The organism is Stappia sp. MMSF_3263, from assembly GCF_030733745.1.
Taxonomy (GTDB): Bacteria; Pseudomonadota; Alphaproteobacteria; order Rhizobiales; family Stappiaceae; genus Stappia.
The window spans coordinates 143,116-159,176 of sequence record NZ_JASHIK010000009.1; the positions used below are offsets into that span (position 1 = coordinate 143,116).

Sequence of the window (16,061 nt, forward strand, 5' to 3'; positions counted from 1 at the left end):
GCGGCGCTGCCGCTTGCCTTTGGCCGGTCGATCTGGCAGGACTTGATCCCGTTGTCGGCAACAGGCAGGAACAGACGTGAGGATCTCCCTCGTCCACTTCCGGGAAATGAGGCGCGCGCCGCGCATCGCGCAGGGCGGAACAATCGCCGTGCCGCGCCCGGCCGCATGCGTCCTCCCGCCGGCCCGCGCCCTGGCGCAGGGCCCCGCCTGCGGACGATTTAGACGCACCTGACCCCGGGCGCTCTCCCGCCCCCGCCGGTTCCGCGCAAGCCTGAGCGCTGCCGCTGGAAACCGGCTGAAAGTCTGCTAAAAGACCTCAACTCCCTGTCAACGTGCCGCGCCGGCAAGCCGGCCGCGCGCCGCCAAGTCCGACGGTGCCATGTCCGAACTGCAATCCCTTGAAACTGCGATTCTCGCGGCCGTCGCCGCCGCGTCCTCCGAAGCCGAGCTGGAGGAGGTGCGCGTCGCCGCCCTTGGCAAGAAGGGCTCGGTCTCCGAGAAGCTGAAGACGCTGGGCGCTCTCTCGCCCGAGGAACGCCGCGAGATGGGGCCGGCGATCAACGGCCTCAAGACCCGCGTCACCGACGCGCTCGCCGCCCGCCGCGACATCCTGCAGGAAGCCGCTCTCGACGCCCGCCTGCAGTCCGAGCGCGTCGACGTCACCCTGCCGCTGCGCGCCGCACCGGCGGAAGCCGGGCGCATCCATCCGGTGAGCCAGGTCGTCGACGAGCTTACCGCGATCTTCGCCGACATGGGCTTTTCCATCGCCGAAGGCCCGGACATCGAGACCGACCATCTCAACTTCACTCAGCTCAATTTCCCGCCGGACCATCCCGCGCGCGAGATGCACGACACGTTTTTCCTGCATCCGAAGGAGGACGGCGAGCGGATGCTGCTGCGCACCCACACCTCGCCGGTCCAGGTCCGCACGATGATGTCGCAGGAGCCGCCGATCCGCGTCATCACGCCCGGGCGCACCTATCGCTGCGACAGCGACCAGACCCACACGCCGATGTTCCACCAGGTCGAGGGCCTGGTCATCGACAAGGGCAGCCATATCGGCCACCTGAAATGGATCCTGGAGGAGTTCTGCAAGGCGTTCTTCGAGGTCGACGAGATCAAGATGCGCTTCCGTCCTTCCTTCTTCCCTTTCACCGAGCCGTCGATGGAGGTCGATATCGGCTGCGACCGCTCCGGTAACGAGGTGAAGATCGGCGAGGGCAACGACTGGCTGGAAATTCTCGGCTGCGGCATGGTCCATCCCAATGTCATCCGCAATTGCGGCCTCGATCCGGATGTCTACCAGGGCTTCGCCTGGGGCATGGGCATCGACCGCATCGCCATGTTGAAATACGGCATGCCGGACCTGCGTGCCTTCTTCGACGCCGATATCCGCTGGATCGAGCATTACGGCTTTCGCCCGCTCGACCTGCCGACCCTGTTCGGAGGCCTGTCGCGATGAGCGCTGTCCTGACACTTTCGCGTGCCGGCCGCCTGCTCGTGCTGCTCGCGCTTCTTCTCGCGCCCGCAGCCTCGGCCCTGCCGGCCGCCGCGCAAGGCACGGGCACGCCGGCCTCCTTCGTCGAGGTCTGCGCCGACAAGACCATCGAGCGCGGCCGGCTGCGCTATTGCGATGCCTACTTTCGCGATGCACTCGGCCCGCAGGCCGACGCGGTTCTCTACCTGCGCGACCGGATCACCACCCTGCGCGCCAGCCAGGAAGTGAATGCCGAGAGCAATTACGAGAGCTTCCTGACCGCGGTCGCCATCGTTGCCTTCCTGTCGATCGCGACAATGTTGCTGGTGGTCAGCGAACGGCGCATCACCGGCATTGCCAAGTGGTCGTCGGTCACCTCCGCCGCCGCCGTGCTGGTGATGGCCGCGACGATGACGCTCGGCTGGCTCGACAAGTATCGGGCCGAGGACGCGACGATGCTGGAGCTCGGCCTGTTGCGCGACCAGATCGAGGTCGAGGCCTCGCACGCGATTGCCGGCGGCCGCCTGCTCGACGACGCGCAGATCCGCCGCTGGACGGACCGGCTGTACCAGATCGGCGTGCGCTTCGCCACGAGCTACGGCGATGCCTCCATCGTCCCCGATCTCGACCGCTTCACCCCGACGAACTGATCGCTCGCGCCCGCGCCGGCCGGCGCCCGTGGCTGCAAGACACGAAGAGACCAAGACCATGAAGTTCACCCTCTCCTGGCTGAAGGAACACCTGGAGACCGACGCGAGCCTCGACGAGATCGTCGAGACGCTGACCCGCGTCGGCCTCGAGGTCGAGGATGTCGCCAGCCCGGCCGACCGGCTGAAACCCTTCACCATCGCCAGGGTCGTCGACGCCAGGCAGCACCCCAATGCCGACCGGCTGAAGGTGCTCACCGTCGATGCCGGCAACGGCGAGGCGCCGTTGCAGATCGTCTGCGGGGCGCCCAATGCCCGCGCCGGCCTGGTCGGCGTTCTGGCCCGGCCGGGCGACTATGTCCCCGGCATCGACGTGACGCTGTCGGTCGGCAAGATCCGGGATGTCGAAAGCTTCGGCATGATGTGCTCCGAGCGCGAGCTGGAGCTCTCCGATTCGCATGACGGCATCATCGACCTTGGCCCCGACGCGCCGGTCGGCGCATCCTATGCGCAATGGGCCGGGCTCGACGATCCGGTCATCGAGATCGGCCTGACACCGAATCGCCCCGACTGCACGGGTGTTGCCGGTATCGCCCGCGACCTTGCCGCCGTCGGCCTCGGCAAGCTCAAGGAGAACCGTCCGGCGCAGATTGCCGGCGAAGGGCCTTGCCCGGTCACGGTGCGGCTCGAGTTCGGCGACACGCCGCCGCTCTGCCCGGCCTTCGCCCTGCGCCTGGTGCGCGGCGTCAGGAACGGCCCGTCGCCGGACTGGATGCAGAAGCGGCTGAAGGCGATCGGCCTGCGCCCGATCAACGCGCTCGTCGACATCACCAACTACGTCACCTTCGATCGCGGCCGTCCCTTGCACGTCTTCGATGCCGCCAAGGTCAAGGGCGATCTCGTCGTGCGCCGCGGCCGCGAGGGCGAGGAGCTGCTGGCGCTTGATGGCAGGACCTACAAGGTCGACGAGACGATCTGCGTCATTTCCGACGAGAACGGACTGGAATCCCTGGCCGGCATCATGGGCGGCGAGCTTTCCGGCTGCACGGAGGAAACCACCGACGTGCTGATCGAATCCGCCCTGTGGGACGACACCAACATCGCCCGCACCGGTCGCAAGCTCGGCATCAGCACCGATGCCCGCTACCGGTTCGAGCGCGGCGTCGATCCGGCCTTCTGCGTGCCCGGCGTCGAACTCGCCACCGGGCTGGTCATGGACATGTGCGGCGGCACGCCGAGCGAGATTTCGGTGGCCGGCAAGGTCCCGGAGACCGACCGCAGCATCGATTTCCCCTTCTCCGAGGTGAAGCGGCTGACCGGTCTTTCCGTCTCGGACGCCGAGATCAAGGGCGTGCTGACGCGGCTCGGCTTCTGGGTCACCGGCAGTGGCGGCACGGTCAAGGTTGCGCCGCCTTCCTGGCGCCCGGACGTGCACGGCAAGGCCGATCTGGTCGAGGAGGTCGTGCGCATCGTCGGCCTCGACAAGGTCGTCTCGACGCCTCTGCCGCGCCTTGAAAGCGTTTCGGGCCGCGTGCTGACGCCGGGCCAGACGCGCCGCTCGCAGGCGCGCCGCGCGCTTGCCGTTCGCGGCATGAAGGAAGCGGTCACCTGGTCCTTCATCTCGCGCGCCCAGGCGGAAGCCTTCGGCGGCGGTACGCGCCTTCTGGAACTGGCCAACCCGATCTCTGCCGACATGTCCGACATGCGCCCGAGCCTGGTGCCGGGTCTGGCGGCCGCCGCCCAGCGCAATGCCGATCGCGGCTATGCCGATGTGGCGCTGTTCGAAGTCGGCCAGGTCTTCGCCGACGACACGCCGCAGGGCCAGTCGATGGTTGCCGCCGGCGTGCGCCGCGGCACCGCGGGCATGACCGGGTCGGACCGCCACTGGTCGGGCAATGCGCCGCAGGTGGACGTCTTCGACGCCCGCGCCGATGCGGAAGCCGCGCTGGCCGCCATCGGCGCGCCGGTCGACAAGCTGATGGTCTTCGCCGAAGCCCCGTCGTGGCTGCATCCGGGCCGGTCGGGCGAATTGCGTCTTGGGCCCAAGACGGTGCTTGCCCGCTTCGGCGAGCTGCATCCGCGCGTTGCCAGGGCTCTCGATCTCGATGGCCGGCTCGCCGTCTTCGAGGTCTATCTGGACGCCGTGCCGCAGCCCAAGGCCAAGGCGGGGCGCTCCAAGGGCGCCTTCGAGGCCTCCGACCTGATGCCGGTGCGCCGCGACTTCGCCTTCGTCGTCGACGAGGCGGTGACCGCCGACCGGCTGATCAAGGCAGCGCGGGGCGCCGACAAGGCGCTGATCGTCGACGTGACGCTGTTCGACGTCTATCGCGGCGCCGGCGTTGCGGAAGGCGCCAAGTCGATGGCCATCGATGTCACCCTGCAGCCGCGCCAGCGCACGCTGACCGAGGAGGAGATCGACGCGGTCGGCGCCAGGATCCGCGCCGCGGTGGAAAAGGCGACCGGCGGTACCTTGCGCGGCTGACGCCGCGCCGCCAACCGAAACGACCGGGCACGCGGAGCCCTGGAAAAAGCGAACAAAAGGGCGCGGGAGAGCTTTCCTGCGTCTTTTTGTGCTGCCTGTTTAATTTACCTTCTACTTTCCAAGCACCCTCTGGAATTGAATCGAAAAACGACCCCAGGTTCTTTGGAAAACGGCATTTCTGGATTTATGTATATACGCATGGAATAGGGGTCGTTTTCTAATTCATCAATGTATTCTTGTGATTGACCGGAATCCAGACGCCATTCATGAATGTTGTTATCAATTCTCCACTTATTTCTTTTGGATATTTCAATGACCGAGTTTTTCTGGACGCAGGAGATTTCAGCCGCATCCCTTAGGAGGCCATTGTAGGCGGTCAAAAATCCGTTCACGCCTCTCGTGTCCCAAATTTGGAGGTGCAGATAACCGGCATAGATAGCCAAGGCAAACGCAACCATGGCCCACAGAAGAGAGTTCCTGAAGATTTCCAAAAATCTTGATCCTCTTGACCTGCCACTGAACTGTCATCCAGCGGCGATTGGAGCCTCGATTGTGTCTGTTACGCCGTAGGGCGTGGGTTGAGCAACCGGCGGAGACGCGTTGCCGTCAATGAGCGAAGCGTCGGAGCCGGTTGCGGTTCGGCTTCCGGCGTCTCGCTCGGGAGGCTTGCACCGCGCGCGATGAGCCCGCATCCTGTCGGGCAGGGGGTGTGCGTTGCGCGAGGCGGCGCGAGTGACGAGGGGATCAGATGACGGCGGCGCAGGCTGCGGCGGTTGACCGGGGCCCCGGTCTTGCCTTCGGGCGCACGACGCTTGGCGATCCGGCCCTGACCGGCGAGGACGACCGGCGGCGCGTGCTGGAACTGATCCTGCGCATGGACCCGGTGGTGATGCAGGTTCTGAAGACCGCGCGCCGCCTGACGCTGCCCGACTGGCGGCTGGCCAGCGGCGCGATCTACCAGACGGTCTGGAACGCGTTGACCCGCCGCCCGGCCGGATACGGCATCAAGGATCTCGATCTCATCTATTTCGACGGCGACACCAGCTACGAGGCGGAGGATCGGGTCATCACCCGCGCCCGGCCGCTGTTCGCGGGCCTGCCGGCGCCGCTGGAGATTCGCAACCAGGCCCGCGTCCATCTCTGGTTCCGGGAAAAGCACGGCACCGCCTATCCGCGCCTGCCCTGCACCGATGCGGCCCTGCTCAACTACGCTGCCCGTACCCACGCGGTCGCGGTTCGGTTGGAGGCGGACGGGCGCCTGTCGATCGCCGCGCCCTTCGGCCTTGCCGACATCTTCGCCATGCGGCTGGTGCCCAATCCGGTGCTCGACAACGCCGCCACCTACATGGAAAAGGCGGTCAGGATGAAGGCCGCCTGGCCGGAGATCGAGATCGTGCCCTGGCCGGCGGCCGCAGGCGATGCCACGCCCTGGCCGGCGGCGGCAGGCGATGCCACGCCCGGGCCGGTGGCGCCGAAGGTGCGGGGGTCAGGCATGGCCACCCCCTCAGGCGAAGCGGCCGCGCCTCATTCGGCGGCCTCGCGCAAGCGCGACTGGATGACGCTTTCGACCAGCCCGCGCAGCGAGTTGCCGAGGTAGATGCGTCCGGCGCCTTCCAGGTCTTCCACCCTGAGATCCGCCTCGTAGGCACGTCCGCTGTCGATCAGTGCGGCGCGCAGCGTGCCGGGCAACAGGCCGTGCCTGAGCGCGGGCGTCAGCAGCCGCCCGTTCCGGGCGATGAAGAGGTTGGTGAAGCTCCCTTCCGTCAGGTACCCGTCCCGGTTGACGAACAGCACCTCGTCGCAGCCGTTCTCGCCGGCAAGACGCGCGCGCGTGTCGTCATATAGCGCTCGCCGCGTCGTCTTGTGGGCAAGCAGGGGGTCGCCGGCATCGACCGCGACATCGGCAAGCGCCACCTTCCAGCGCAACGGCGCCGGCGGCATCTCGCGCGCCTCGAGGTGCAGGCCGCCGTGCGGATCGAGCGTCAGTTTCACCCGGCGCGCCGCGGCAAAGCCTTCCGCGTGCCGGGCGAGCAGCCGCTCCGCCGCGCTCCTGTCGAAGGCGAAGCCGAGCCGCGCGGCGCTCGTCGCCATGCGCTCCAGGTGGCGTTCAAGCAGCAGGTAGCCGGCAAGCCCCTCGCTCTCGCCCGGATGCCAGGCCATCGTCTCGAACAGGGAGAAACCGGGCGCCGGCCGCTCCAGGAAGGCGAGCTTCAGCCGGCATTCGTCATATTCGGGACTGGCGGCGGAATCGAAGACAAGACCTGAGCCGGCGCCCATCTCGAACCGCCCGTCGTCCTGCGCGACCATGGTGCGGATCGCCACGTTGAAACGGAAGTCGCCGGAGGGCTCCAGGTGCCCGATGGCACCCGTATAGGCGCCGCGCGGGCCCCTTTCCAGCCGGTGGATGATCTGCATCGCCGACAGTTTCGGTGCGCCGGTGATCGAGCCGCAGGGAAACAGCTGGCGCATGCACTCGGCAAAGCCGGTTTCCGCCGGTACCCGCGCCTCCACGCTCGAGGTCATCTGGAACAGCGTCGCGTAGGGTTCGACCTCGAACAGGCGCGGAACCTGGACGCTGCCGGTTTCGGCAATGCGCGACAGGTCGTTGCGCATCAGGTCGACGATCATCACGTTCTCGGCCCGGGATTTCGGATCGCGGGCAAGTTCGGCGGCGATCGCCCGGTCCTCGGCAGCGCTCGCGCCGCGCCGCGCCGTGCCCTTCATCGGCCGGGTCAGGAGGCGGGAGCCGCGTCGCTCGAGAAACAGCTCCGGCGACAGCGACAGGAGCGTAGTGCCGTCGAGCCGCAGGAAGGCGGCGTGGCCGACCGGCTGGGCGGCGATCAGCCGGGCGAACAGGCGGGCGAGGCTGCCGCGCCAGCGCCCCTGCGCCCGCATCGTCAGGTTGGCCTGGTAGATGTCGCCCTTGGCCAGATGGTCGCGCACGGCGGCGAAGGCCGCGTCATAGTCCGCCCGCGACATGTCGAAACCGTCGATCTCGGCGCAGGTCTCCTCACGGTCCGCGTCGCCGCTTTCCTCCTCCAGGAGCCGGGCGAGCGCGTCCGCCATCGGCAGCCGCGCGGGCGCCGCGTGCAGGCCCAGCCAGACCAGCGGCAGGGCGGGATCGGAAGGGGCAAGGGGGAGGAGTTTCTCCTCGAAGGCGAACCCGGCCTCATAGGCAAGAAAGCCGGCGACATGGGCGCCTGCGCGGGCGGCTTTCTCGGCCCGCCGCAATGTCTCCTCCACCTCGCCGACATCGCGGCAGGCGAGCACTTCGCGCGGCGGCGGAAAGACCAGCGCCTCGCCGGCGATCGCGTCGACGAGGACAAGCCCTGTTCCGGCGGTCTTCGATGTCTCGTCCATTGGATGAACCTGCAAGCCCTGCCCCTCGGGTCGTCTCTTAGGACGTGGACTCATAATTGTGCCGGAAACGGCGTCCGGTCCGGCAATGATCCGCCAGAAAGGCCGCGATGGCCGGGGCGGGACCCCGGTCAAGCGGTCTGACGCCGCGGGTCGAAGCCGGACGGGCGCCCTCCGGGTATGAGAGAACGGGCTGGCAACGGCGTCGCACCCCCTTGAAAACCGGTCGGTTTCCTGCGGGTTTGCTCCTGGTATCCAGTCCCGTTCCCTCATACCGTTTCTCGCCAGAATTATGAGTTCACGTCCTAGTGCAGTTGGCCTGCGTTGCAAAGGCGCCGGCGCGACGGGGCGCGGTGCATATGCGTCCTTGCCGTCGCTACGGCCTGCGGGCCGCGTCCATCCGCTTGAAGACATGGTCGAGAATGGCGCGCGGCGAGCCGTGGGTCTTCGCCAGGATATATTCCTTGGGGTAGCGGTAGAGCTTGCCCACGAACCGTCCGATCCCGCGCCGGCTCGCCACATGGCCGGCAACGGAGGTCGATGCCGTCAGGCTGGACCAAAGCCGGCGATAGTTTTCTTCCATCGGTCGCGGCATGTCGCAGAACGCCGCGCCGGTCTTGCGGACGATCAGCGTCGTGCTGCCGGTGCTTTCGGGCAACAGCTCGAAGCCCGATTTCAGCACCATGGCCTTCAGCGTGTCATGGTTGAAATTGTGCACATGGGCGTAGTGGAACCGGGTCCAGGGCGCGTGGCTGGTATGGGCGATGTCCGGCACCGCCACGCACAATATACCGCCCGGCCGCAGCAGGCCGTTGAGGAAGCGCAGCGAGGCGAGGGGGTCCGGCAGGTGCTCCAGCACATGGTTCAGGTTGAGGATGTCGAAGTGGTCCTTCGGCAGCTCGGCCTGCTCGTAATTGCAGTTCTGCACCGGCAGGTCGAGCTTTGTCCGGGTGTATTGCGCATAGCCGGTGTTCGGTTCGATGCCGGTGACCTCGAACCCCATCCTGCGCGCCATGTAGAGGATCTCGCCGCTGCCCGAGCCGATGTCCAGGAAACGGCGCTGTTCGGGGCCGGCCAGTGCTGCGAGCTGCGCCACCCGCTGATACGCCCCCGGCGCATAGCGATAGACATGTTTCAGCTTCGGCTCGTAGGTGGACTTGTATTTCTTGCGGTAATCGACCGCATAGAAGCGCTCCAGCTCCGCCGCGGTCGGCATCGGGTGGCTTTGCAGAAGACCGCAGCCGGTGCAGATCACCGTGGTGAGCTTTTCGAAGCCGCGGCCGATGCGCGACACGACCTTTCGCTCGTGTCCATGGCAAATGCTGCAGGCCTGCTCGCCGTCGAGCGTCAGCCCCACATCCGGATTATCTGCCATGTCGCCCCCAGTTTCCCGTTTTTTCACAATATCAGCCCGGAGGGACCCTAGTAAGTTTCTCCGGGAAGTAAACACCGCAGGGAACCATTCCTGCGTCGGCGCCGTTCCAACTGGCGGGTCAAGCCTGTAGACAGGTGATGACGTAACCGGGAGTTCTCCATGAGCGGCGACCAGATCGCGATCCTTGCCATTCTCGCCGCGACGATGGGCCTGTTCCTGTCCGGCCGCCTGCGCCATGACGTGGTCGCGCTGGCCGCGCTGATTGCCTGCGTCGTCGCCGGCCTGGTGCCGGGCGAGGAGGCGTTTGCCGGCTTCGGCCATCCGGCGGTGATCACCGTCGCCTGCGTGCTCGTGCTCAGCCGCGGGCTGCAGTCCTCCGGCGCCGTCGACGTGCTGGCCCGCACGGTTCTGCCCGCCAATGCCGGGCGTACCGTGTCGCTGGCGGCACTCACCGGGCTTGGCGCGGCCCTGTCCGGTTTCATGAACAATGTCGGGGCGATGGCGCTCCTGATGCCCGTTGCCCTGCAGCTTTCCCGCAGACTGGAGATGACGCCCGGCCGGGTGCTCATGCCGCTCGCCTTCGGCACCATTTTGGGCGGCATGACAACGCTGATCGGCACACCGCCCAACCTCATCGTCTCCGGGTTTCGCGCCCAGACCGGTGCCGAAGGCTTCGCCATGTTCGACTTCGCCCCCGTCGGCCTTGGCGTGGCGCTGGCCGGGCTCGTCTTCGTCGTCTTCGCGGGCTGGCGCCTGGTTCCGGTGACCCGGGCGGCGGCGGGCGAGGATTTCGAGACCGGCGCCTATTTTACCGAAGCGCGCGTCAAGGAGGGCGGCAAGGCCGTCGGCATGACCTTGCACGAGATCGAGATGAAGCTCGATCCGGATGTCGCCCAGGTCGTCGGCCTGGTGCGCAACGAGGTGCGAGTCAGCGCCCCTCATGGCGCGCGCCGCATTCGTTCGGGCGACATCCTCGTGCTGGAAGCGGACATGGACGGCATCGCCGACGCGCTGTCGAAGCTTGATCTCAAGCTGGAGGAGCAGGTCAGGCCGGAGCCGAAGGCGGCCGGGGCGGAGGGCGAGAGCGAGGTCGCGGAGGCGGACACGGACAGCGCTGCCGAAGGCGCGGACGGCGAGAGCAAGGACAACCGCCCGGAAGCCCGCCAGAACAGCGAGAGCGAGGAGATCGTGCTGCGCGAGCTCGTCGTGCGCCCCGGCGCGCTGATCGTCGGGCGCTCGGCCCGGGACCTGTCGCTCAGGACCCGCTACGGGCTCAATCTGCTCGGCGTGTCGCGCAACGGCCGGCGTTCGACCGCGCGGCTGAGGACGATGACGCTGCAGTCCGGCGACCTGCTCCTGATGCAGGGGCCCACGGACGCGCTTTCCGATTTCGCCTCCGACATGGGCTGCGTTCCGCTGGCCGAACGCGAGCTGCGCATTCCGAACAAGCGCAGGGCTTTCATTTCGGCGGTGATTCTCGGCCTGTCGATCCTTGTCGCGGCGCTCGGCCTGCTGCCGGCCGCCGTCTCGTTCTCCGCCGGCGTGCTGGCCTCGATGGTGCTGAAGACGGTGCCGCTGCGCTCCGTCTACACGGCGATCGACTGGCCGGTCGTCGTGCTGCTTGCAGCGCTCATTCCGGTCGCCGGAGCGATGGAGGCGACCGGCACGGCCGAGCTCCTCGCCTCCTTCCTTGTCGGCACGGTGGCCCAGGGTCATCCCGTCGTCGCGCTGGCGATGGTCATGCTGGTCACCATGTTCCTGTCGGACGTGATGAACAATGCGGCGACGGCGGCGGTGATGTGCCCCATCGCCATCGGCATCGCCGCCGCGCTCGGGGTCGGCGCCGACGCCTTCCTGATGGCGGTGGCGATCGGTGCCTCCTGTGCCTTCCTGACCCCGATCGGCCACCAGAACAACACGCTCATCCTTGGTCCCGGCGGCTTCGGCTTCGGCGACTACTGGCGCCTCGGCCTGCCGCTGGAGGTGGTCGTCACCGTGGTGGCTCTGCCGCTGCTGTTGCTCGTCTGGCCGCTCTGATCAACGCGTGCCGGTTCAGGCTGGCGGCAGGATGGTCATGCCGGTTTCGCCGGCAACCCGCATCACCCGGGCAACGTCCGGCGGACCGTCCATCGGTGCCGGCACCGAGGTGCCTTCCGCGACAGGTTGCCCGAGTTCGGTGAAGAAGCGCTCGTGCATGTGCCCCGGCGCGTTGAGGATCAGCACCCGGGCCGGTGCGTCTCCCCTGGCGGTGAAGGCATGCACGGCCCCGTCGGGAATGGCGACATGGTCGCCGCGCCGCGCCAGCCGTGTCTGGCCGTCGACCATGAACTCGATCTCGCCCTCCAGCATGTAGAAGGCTTCCGTCTCGCCGGCATGATGGTTGGGCGGCGCGCCGAGGCCCGGCGGCACGACTGCCTCCACCAGACAGAACTTGTCCTGCGTATCGCCGGGAAAGGCGTGGAACTTCATCAAGATACCGAGGGTTTCGTAGGTTCTTGCGCGACGGTCGGTCACGGCTTTTCTCCGCTTGTGGGAACTGGGTGACGATTATATGATACACGAGTCTCTTGATGAGACAATAGTCTTATAAGGAAATCTGCGCATGCCGCCGACCCGTGAACGTGTCCTGCAGAAGAACCGCACCCGCGAGGCGATCCTGGCCGGCGCGCGCGTGCTTATCGAGCGTGGCGAACCGGTCAATGTCACCGCTGCGGCGGCCGAAGCCGGCATCTCCAAGGCGACGGCCTATCGTTACTTCTCCGATCCGGCGGTGCTGGTGGCCGAGGCGGGGCTTGCCGTCGAGGTGCGCTCCTATGAGGAGGTCGTTGCCGGCGCCGAGGGTCCGCGCGAGCGGGCGATGGCCGTCTCGCTCTACTTCTTCGACCTTGCGGTGGCGCATGAAGCCGCCTTCCGCCAGTTCCTGGCGCGCAATCTCGATTGCTGGCTCGCCGAGGGTGGCGGTGACCGGGTCCGGCGCGGGGCGCGGCGGGTGGCGATGCTGCAACGGGCGCTCGAGGACGTGCGCCCGCTGATGCCGGCGCAACGGTTCGACAGGATGATTGGCGCGCTTTCGGTGGCAACCGGCGCCGAGGCGCTGATCGCGCTCTCCGACATTGCCCGCGCGGGTCCGCAGGAGGCGCGCGAGACGGTGGCGGAACTCGCCGGAGCGGTGCTGGACAGGTTCATGGGTGTCGAAAACCGGGCGGCGCGTTGACCGCCGCCCCGGAGATCAGGTCCCGCCGGCGCGTTTGCGGCCGGTGACCATCGCGCGGACGAGGTTTTCCCTGTGCTCGAAGCTCGCCAGCAGGACGCCTGCAAGATGCAGGAAAACGAGCGCCAGGGTGCCGTTGGCGAGCACCTCGTGCAGGTCCTCGACCCAGCCGATGCCCCAGAAGGCGTCGGTCGTCATCATGTAGCCCGTGACGCAGGCGCCGGCGAGCGTCGCGATCAGGGCCAGCACCATGGCGCCGCCCGCCGGATTGTGGCCGATGAAGCGTCGGGCCTTCAGGCGGAGGCTGTCGAGAAGAAACGAGGCCACCTCGCCGGGCGGGCGGACGAAGTCGGAAAAGCGGGCATGCGGCGTGCCGACGAAGCCCCAGAGGATGCGGAGGACGAGGAGGCCGGCGATCGTGTAACCGGCAAGCTCGTGGATGCGCTGGATCTCGTCCGCCGTGACATAGGCGGTGGTGAAGCCGGCGACCAGCGACCAGTGGAAGAGGCGGACGAGCGGATCCCAGACCCGGACGGTGGCGGGGCCGGGCTCGCTTGTCTGGCCGCCGGGCGACATCTCGCCGCCCGGCAGGGCCGTGCCCTCATGCGAGGTCATCAGTCGTCGTTGTCGTGGGCGAGGATCTCGCCGGTGACCGGGTGAACATAGGCCTCGAGACGCAGGCCCTGGGCATTGACGGCGTAGATTTCGTAGACGCCGTCGTCGAGCTCGACCTGACGAACCTTGAAGCCCTGCGCCTCGTATTTCTCGGCGATCTGGGCGACGCTCATCCACTGGTCGCGCGGCGCGTCGATGTTGAAGCGCTGGCGGCCGTCATTGCCGGCGAGAGCGGCACCGGCCGTGCCGGCGAGGATCAGGACGAGAACGGAAAGAAGGGTGGGCTTGCGCATGTGTCTGTCTCCTTTTGGTCTGCCGTGCGGCCCGTGCCACCGGTGACGGAAATGACAATGCGCCATCGACCCTGACGTCAGGCCTTTGCGCGAAGTCAGTGAATTGTCAGTTTCGGCGCGCTATAGATCTCCTGTGATGACACAAGCTCCCGCCCGCCGCCGGCCCGTCGCCCTGTTGCTCGCCCTTCTGCTGGGCGCATCCCTTGCCGGCGCCTCCGCTTTCGCCGGCAGCGATCATGAGAAGGCCATGCGTGCCGTGCGCGAGGGGCGGGCGCTGCCGCTCGCGGAGATCCTTCCGGGCATCGAGAGTCGGATCGGCGGCCGCGTTCTGGAGGTCGAGCTGGAACGCGAGGACGGGCGCTACTTCTACGAGTTCAAGATGGTGACGACCTCCGGCCGCTTGTTGGAGGTGATGGTTGACGCCGCCAGCGGCCGCGTCGTCGAGATCGAGGACGACTGATGCGCGTGCTGGTCGTGGAGGACGACGCGCGCATCCGCCGCGACGTGACGGCAACGCTCGAGGGGGCCGGCTATCTGGTCGAGGTTGCGCGGGACGGCGAGGAGGCCTGGTTCTCCGGCGACACCCAGGATTTCGACCTCGTGGTGCTCGATCTCGGCCTGCCCGTGCTGGACGGGCTGTCGGTGCTGAAACGCTGGCGTGCCGGCGGTCGCGCCATGCCGGTGCTGATCCTCACCGCGCGGGGCTCCTGGTCCGAGCGTGTCGAGGGCATCGATGCGGGCGCCGACGACTATCTTCCCAAGCCGTTCCGCATGGAGGAACTGCTCGCCCGTTGCCGTGCCCTCATCCGCCGTTCCGTCGGGGTTGCCAGCGCGGCGATCGCGGCCGGCCCCCTGCTGCTCGACACCCGCCAGATGCGCGTCTCTCGCGACGGTGCGCCGCTGTCGCTGTCGCCGCTGGAATATCGGCTTGTCGCCTATCTGATGCACCACAAGGGCCGCGTCGTGCCGGCGACGGAACTGCTCGAGCATCTTTACGGCGACGACGATGCCCGCGACCCCAACGCGCTGGAAGCCGTGATCGCCAGGCTGCGCAAGAAGCTCGGCCCCGGTGCCGTCGAGACCCGTCGCGGCTTCGGCTATCTTGTCGAGGATGCGGCGCCGTGAGGCACGGCTCGCTGCGCCTGCGCCTGCTGCTGGCCGGCGCCGTCTCGATCCTGCTGGCGCTGGCGCTCTCAGCCGCCGGTCTCGTGCTGCTGTTCGAGCGTCATGTGGAGCGGCGCATCGATCAGGAACTTTCCGTCCATCTCGATCAGCTGATCGCCGGGCTCGATCGGCCAGGTGGCGGCGCGCTTGACGTTGCCCGCCCGCCGGGCGACCCGCGTTTCGCCCTGCCGCTGTCCGGTCTCTACTGGCGGGTGGAGCAGGAAGGTCTCGTGCTGCGCTCCCGTTCGCTGTGGGATGGCGATCTCGCCCTTCCCCCCGATGATCCCGCCGACGGCGAGTTGCACAGGCATGCGGCAGAGGCGCCGGACGGGGCCCGTCTTCTCGCGCTGGAGCGCCGCATCTCCCTGCCGGAGCGGCTCGGCGGCGGCACGGCCCGGGTGGCGGTGGCACTCGACCGGGCCGAGATCGACGCGGCCGTTCGGGCCTTCGCCTTCGACCTCGTGCCCTATCTGGCGGTTCTGGCGCTGTTCCTGCTTGCCGCCGCCTTCGCCCAGGTGAGCGTCGGCCTGAGCCCGTTGAAGGCGGTGCGCGACGGGCTTGCGGCGATCCGCTCGGGTGACCGCCGCCGCCTCGGAGATGCCTTCCCGGACGAGATCCGGCCGCTGGCCGGCGAGTTCGACGGGCTGATCGCGGCACGCGAGGCACAGGTGGCGAGCGCCCGGGCGCGGGCCGGCGACCTTGCCCACGGGTTGCGCACGCCGCTTCAGGTCCTGGCCGGCGATGTCGAGCGGTTGCGGACGCACGGCGAGAGCGAGATCGCCGGCGAGATCGAGACCGTCGCCACCGCCATGCGGCGCCATGTCGAGCGCGAGCTTGTGCGCGCCCGCATCGCCTCCGGCCGGGCGGCTGCCGACCTTTCTGTCGGTGCGCGCCCCGCCGATGTCGCCCGCAGCGTCGTCGCTGTCGTTGCCCGCACGCCGGCGGGCAGTCGTCTCGACTGGCGGATTGACATTCCCCCGCTTGCCAGCCTGCGCATCGACCCGGACGATCTTGCCGAGGCGCTCGGCAATCTCGCCGAGAACGCAGCCCGCCATGCGCGCTCGCGGGTCGCTTTCACGCTGGAGGCGGAACCGGGCGCCGGCATGGCGGCGCTGGTCCTGCGCGACGACGGTCCCGGCATGGCGCGGGAGCGGATCGCGGAGCTTGTCGCGCGTGGCGGCCGGCTGGATCTTGTCGGAAGCGGCGCGGCGGGGACACGTGCGGAAAGCGGGCGCCCCGGCCCGGGGACAGGCAGCGGCGCCGGTCTCGGCCTTGCCATCGTCACCGACATCGCCGAGGCCTGGGGCGGGCGGCTGTCGATCGGCAACAGTGACGAGGGGGAGGCATCCGGCCTCGAGGTGCGGCTGCACCTGCCGTGTGCCGGTGCCGGATGAAAACTCGTGCAATTGCCATACAAGTTTTGATCAATCTGACGCAGAA

The 16,061-nt window shown here is 68.0% G+C and carries 14 protein-coding genes; 9 read left to right on the forward strand and 5 right to left on the reverse strand.

The window, feature by feature from the left end:
* Window positions 1–379 precede the first annotated feature (379 nt).
* The 4 genes from pheS (at window position 380) to RBB46_RS12055 (ending at window position 6,203) form a co-directional block, all read left to right on the forward strand.
* Complete coding sequence (gene pheS, locus RBB46_RS12040) at window positions 380–1,462, forward strand: phenylalanine--tRNA ligase subunit alpha (RefSeq protein WP_306029227.1); 1,083 nt, start codon at window positions 380–382, stop codon at window positions 1,460–1,462.
* Complete coding sequence (locus RBB46_RS12045) at window positions 1,459–2,127, forward strand: phenylalanyl-tRNA synthetase subunit alpha (RefSeq protein ID WP_306029228.1); 669 nt, start codon at window positions 1,459–1,461, stop codon at window positions 2,125–2,127. The genes pheS and RBB46_RS12045 overlap by 4 nt, the downstream gene beginning before the upstream one ends.
* Window positions 2,128–2,185: 58 nt before the next feature.
* Window positions 2,186–4,606 carry a phenylalanine--tRNA ligase subunit beta gene (gene pheT, locus RBB46_RS12050; protein ID WP_306029229.1) on the forward strand — a complete coding sequence of 807 codons (2,421 nt, stop codon included), beginning with the start codon at window positions 2,186–2,188 and terminating at the stop codon, window positions 4,604–4,606.
* 748 nt (window positions 4,607–5,354) lie between these two features.
* Window positions 5,355–6,203 carry a nucleotidyltransferase family protein gene (locus RBB46_RS12055; RefSeq protein ID WP_336623159.1) on the forward strand — a complete coding sequence of 283 codons (849 nt, stop codon included), beginning with the start codon at window positions 5,355–5,357 and terminating at the stop codon, window positions 6,201–6,203.
* Here the strand turns inward: RBB46_RS12055 and pabB are convergent.
* Entirely contained in the window at window positions 6,131–7,966 is a 1,836-nt protein-coding gene (pabB, locus tag RBB46_RS12060; RefSeq protein ID WP_306029230.1) for an aminodeoxychorismate synthase component I, read from the reverse strand. The genes RBB46_RS12055 and pabB overlap by 73 nt on opposite strands.
* Window positions 7,967–8,339: 373 nt before the next feature.
* On the reverse strand, window positions 8,340–9,338 hold the full coding sequence (locus tag RBB46_RS12065) for a bifunctional 2-polyprenyl-6-hydroxyphenol methylase/3-demethylubiquinol 3-O-methyltransferase UbiG (RefSeq protein WP_306029231.1): 999 nt from the start codon (window positions 9,336–9,338) through the stop codon (window positions 8,340–8,342).
* A 159-nt stretch (window positions 9,339–9,497) separates the two neighbouring features.
* Between RBB46_RS12065 and RBB46_RS12070 the strand changes: the two genes are divergently transcribed.
* Window positions 9,498–11,375, forward strand: coding sequence for an SLC13 family permease (locus RBB46_RS12070; RefSeq protein ID WP_306029232.1), 1,878 nt, complete (start codon window positions 9,498–9,500; stop codon window positions 11,373–11,375).
* A gap of 15 nt (window positions 11,376–11,390) precedes the next feature.
* On the opposite strand, the gene RBB46_RS12075 is transcribed toward RBB46_RS12070, so the two are convergent.
* Complete coding sequence (locus RBB46_RS12075; RefSeq protein ID WP_306029233.1) at window positions 11,391–11,852, reverse strand: cupin domain-containing protein; 462 nt, start codon at window positions 11,850–11,852, stop codon at window positions 11,391–11,393.
* Window positions 11,853–11,940: 88 nt separating this feature from the next.
* Here RBB46_RS12075 and RBB46_RS12080 point away from each other — a divergent pair, with 88 nt between their 5' ends.
* Entirely contained in the window at window positions 11,941–12,552 is a 612-nt protein-coding gene (locus RBB46_RS12080) for a TetR/AcrR family transcriptional regulator (RefSeq protein WP_306029234.1), read from the forward strand.
* A gap of 15 nt (window positions 12,553–12,567) precedes the next feature.
* On the opposite strand, the gene RBB46_RS12085 is transcribed toward RBB46_RS12080, so the two are convergent.
* Together RBB46_RS12085 and RBB46_RS12090 are read right to left on the reverse strand one after the other, a co-directional pair.
* The gene (locus RBB46_RS12085; protein WP_306029268.1) at window positions 12,568–13,125 is read right to left on the reverse strand and encodes a cytochrome b/b6 domain-containing protein; all 558 of its coding nucleotides are present in this window, start codon (window positions 13,123–13,125) and stop codon (window positions 12,568–12,570) included.
* Window positions 13,126–13,163: 38 nt separating this feature from the next.
* Entirely contained in the window at window positions 13,164–13,457 is a 294-nt protein-coding gene (locus tag RBB46_RS12090) for a PepSY domain-containing protein (RefSeq protein ID WP_306029235.1), read from the reverse strand.
* Between the two features lie 136 nt (window positions 13,458–13,593).
* Here RBB46_RS12090 and RBB46_RS12095 point away from each other — a divergent pair, with 136 nt between their 5' ends.
* Genes RBB46_RS12095 through RBB46_RS12105 form a run of 3 tightly spaced genes read left to right on the forward strand, consistent with a single transcriptional unit; the run spans window position 13,594 to window position 16,015 of the window.
* Window positions 13,594–13,917 (forward strand): PepSY domain-containing protein, encoded by a 324-nt coding sequence (locus RBB46_RS12095; protein WP_306029236.1) that lies wholly within the window; start codon window positions 13,594–13,596, stop codon window positions 13,915–13,917.
* Window positions 13,917–14,582 (forward strand): response regulator transcription factor, encoded by a 666-nt coding sequence (locus RBB46_RS12100; RefSeq protein ID WP_306029237.1) that lies wholly within the window; start codon window positions 13,917–13,919, stop codon window positions 14,580–14,582. Before RBB46_RS12095 ends, RBB46_RS12100 begins: the two co-directional genes overlap by 1 nt.
* Window positions 14,579–16,015 carry a HAMP domain-containing sensor histidine kinase gene (locus RBB46_RS12105; protein ID WP_306029238.1) on the forward strand — a complete coding sequence of 479 codons (1,437 nt, stop codon included), beginning with the start codon at window positions 14,579–14,581 and terminating at the stop codon, window positions 16,013–16,015. Before RBB46_RS12100 ends, RBB46_RS12105 begins: the two co-directional genes overlap by 4 nt.
* Window positions 16,016–16,061: the final 46 nt, after the last annotated feature.

What these genes read in the sequence shown, in the direction of transcription:
- pheS (WP_306029227.1), top strand. Translation starts at nt 380, where the DNA reads ATGTCCGAACTGCAATCCCTTGAAACTGCGATTCTCGCGGCCGTCGCC.
- RBB46_RS12045 (WP_306029228.1), top strand. Translation starts at nt 1,459, where the DNA reads ATGAGCGCTGTCCTGACACTTTCGCGTGCCGGCCGCCTGCTCGTGCTG.
- pheT (WP_306029229.1), top strand. Translation starts at nt 2,186, where the DNA reads ATGAAGTTCACCCTCTCCTGGCTGAAGGAACACCTGGAGACCGACGCG.
- RBB46_RS12055 (WP_336623159.1), top strand. Translation starts at nt 5,355, where the DNA reads ATGACGGCGGCGCAGGCTGCGGCGGTTGACCGGGGCCCCGGTCTTGCC.
- pabB (WP_306029230.1), bottom strand. Translation starts at nt 7,966, where the DNA reads ATGGACGAGACATCGAAGACCGCCGGAACAGGGCTTGTCCTCGTCGAC.
- RBB46_RS12065 (WP_306029231.1), bottom strand. Translation starts at nt 9,338, where the DNA reads ATGGCAGATAATCCGGATGTGGGGCTGACGCTCGACGGCGAGCAGGCC.
- RBB46_RS12070 (WP_306029232.1), top strand. Translation starts at nt 9,498, where the DNA reads ATGAGCGGCGACCAGATCGCGATCCTTGCCATTCTCGCCGCGACGATG.
- RBB46_RS12080 (WP_306029234.1), top strand. Translation starts at nt 11,941, where the DNA reads ATGCCGCCGACCCGTGAACGTGTCCTGCAGAAGAACCGCACCCGCGAG.
- RBB46_RS12085 (WP_306029268.1), bottom strand. Translation starts at nt 13,125, where the DNA reads ATGTCGCCCGGCGGCCAGACAAGCGAGCCCGGCCCCGCCACCGTCCGG.
- RBB46_RS12090 (WP_306029235.1), bottom strand. Translation starts at nt 13,457, where the DNA reads ATGCGCAAGCCCACCCTTCTTTCCGTTCTCGTCCTGATCCTCGCCGGC.
- RBB46_RS12095 (WP_306029236.1), top strand. Translation starts at nt 13,594, where the DNA reads ATGACACAAGCTCCCGCCCGCCGCCGGCCCGTCGCCCTGTTGCTCGCC.
- RBB46_RS12100 (WP_306029237.1), top strand. Translation starts at nt 13,917, where the DNA reads ATGCGCGTGCTGGTCGTGGAGGACGACGCGCGCATCCGCCGCGACGTG.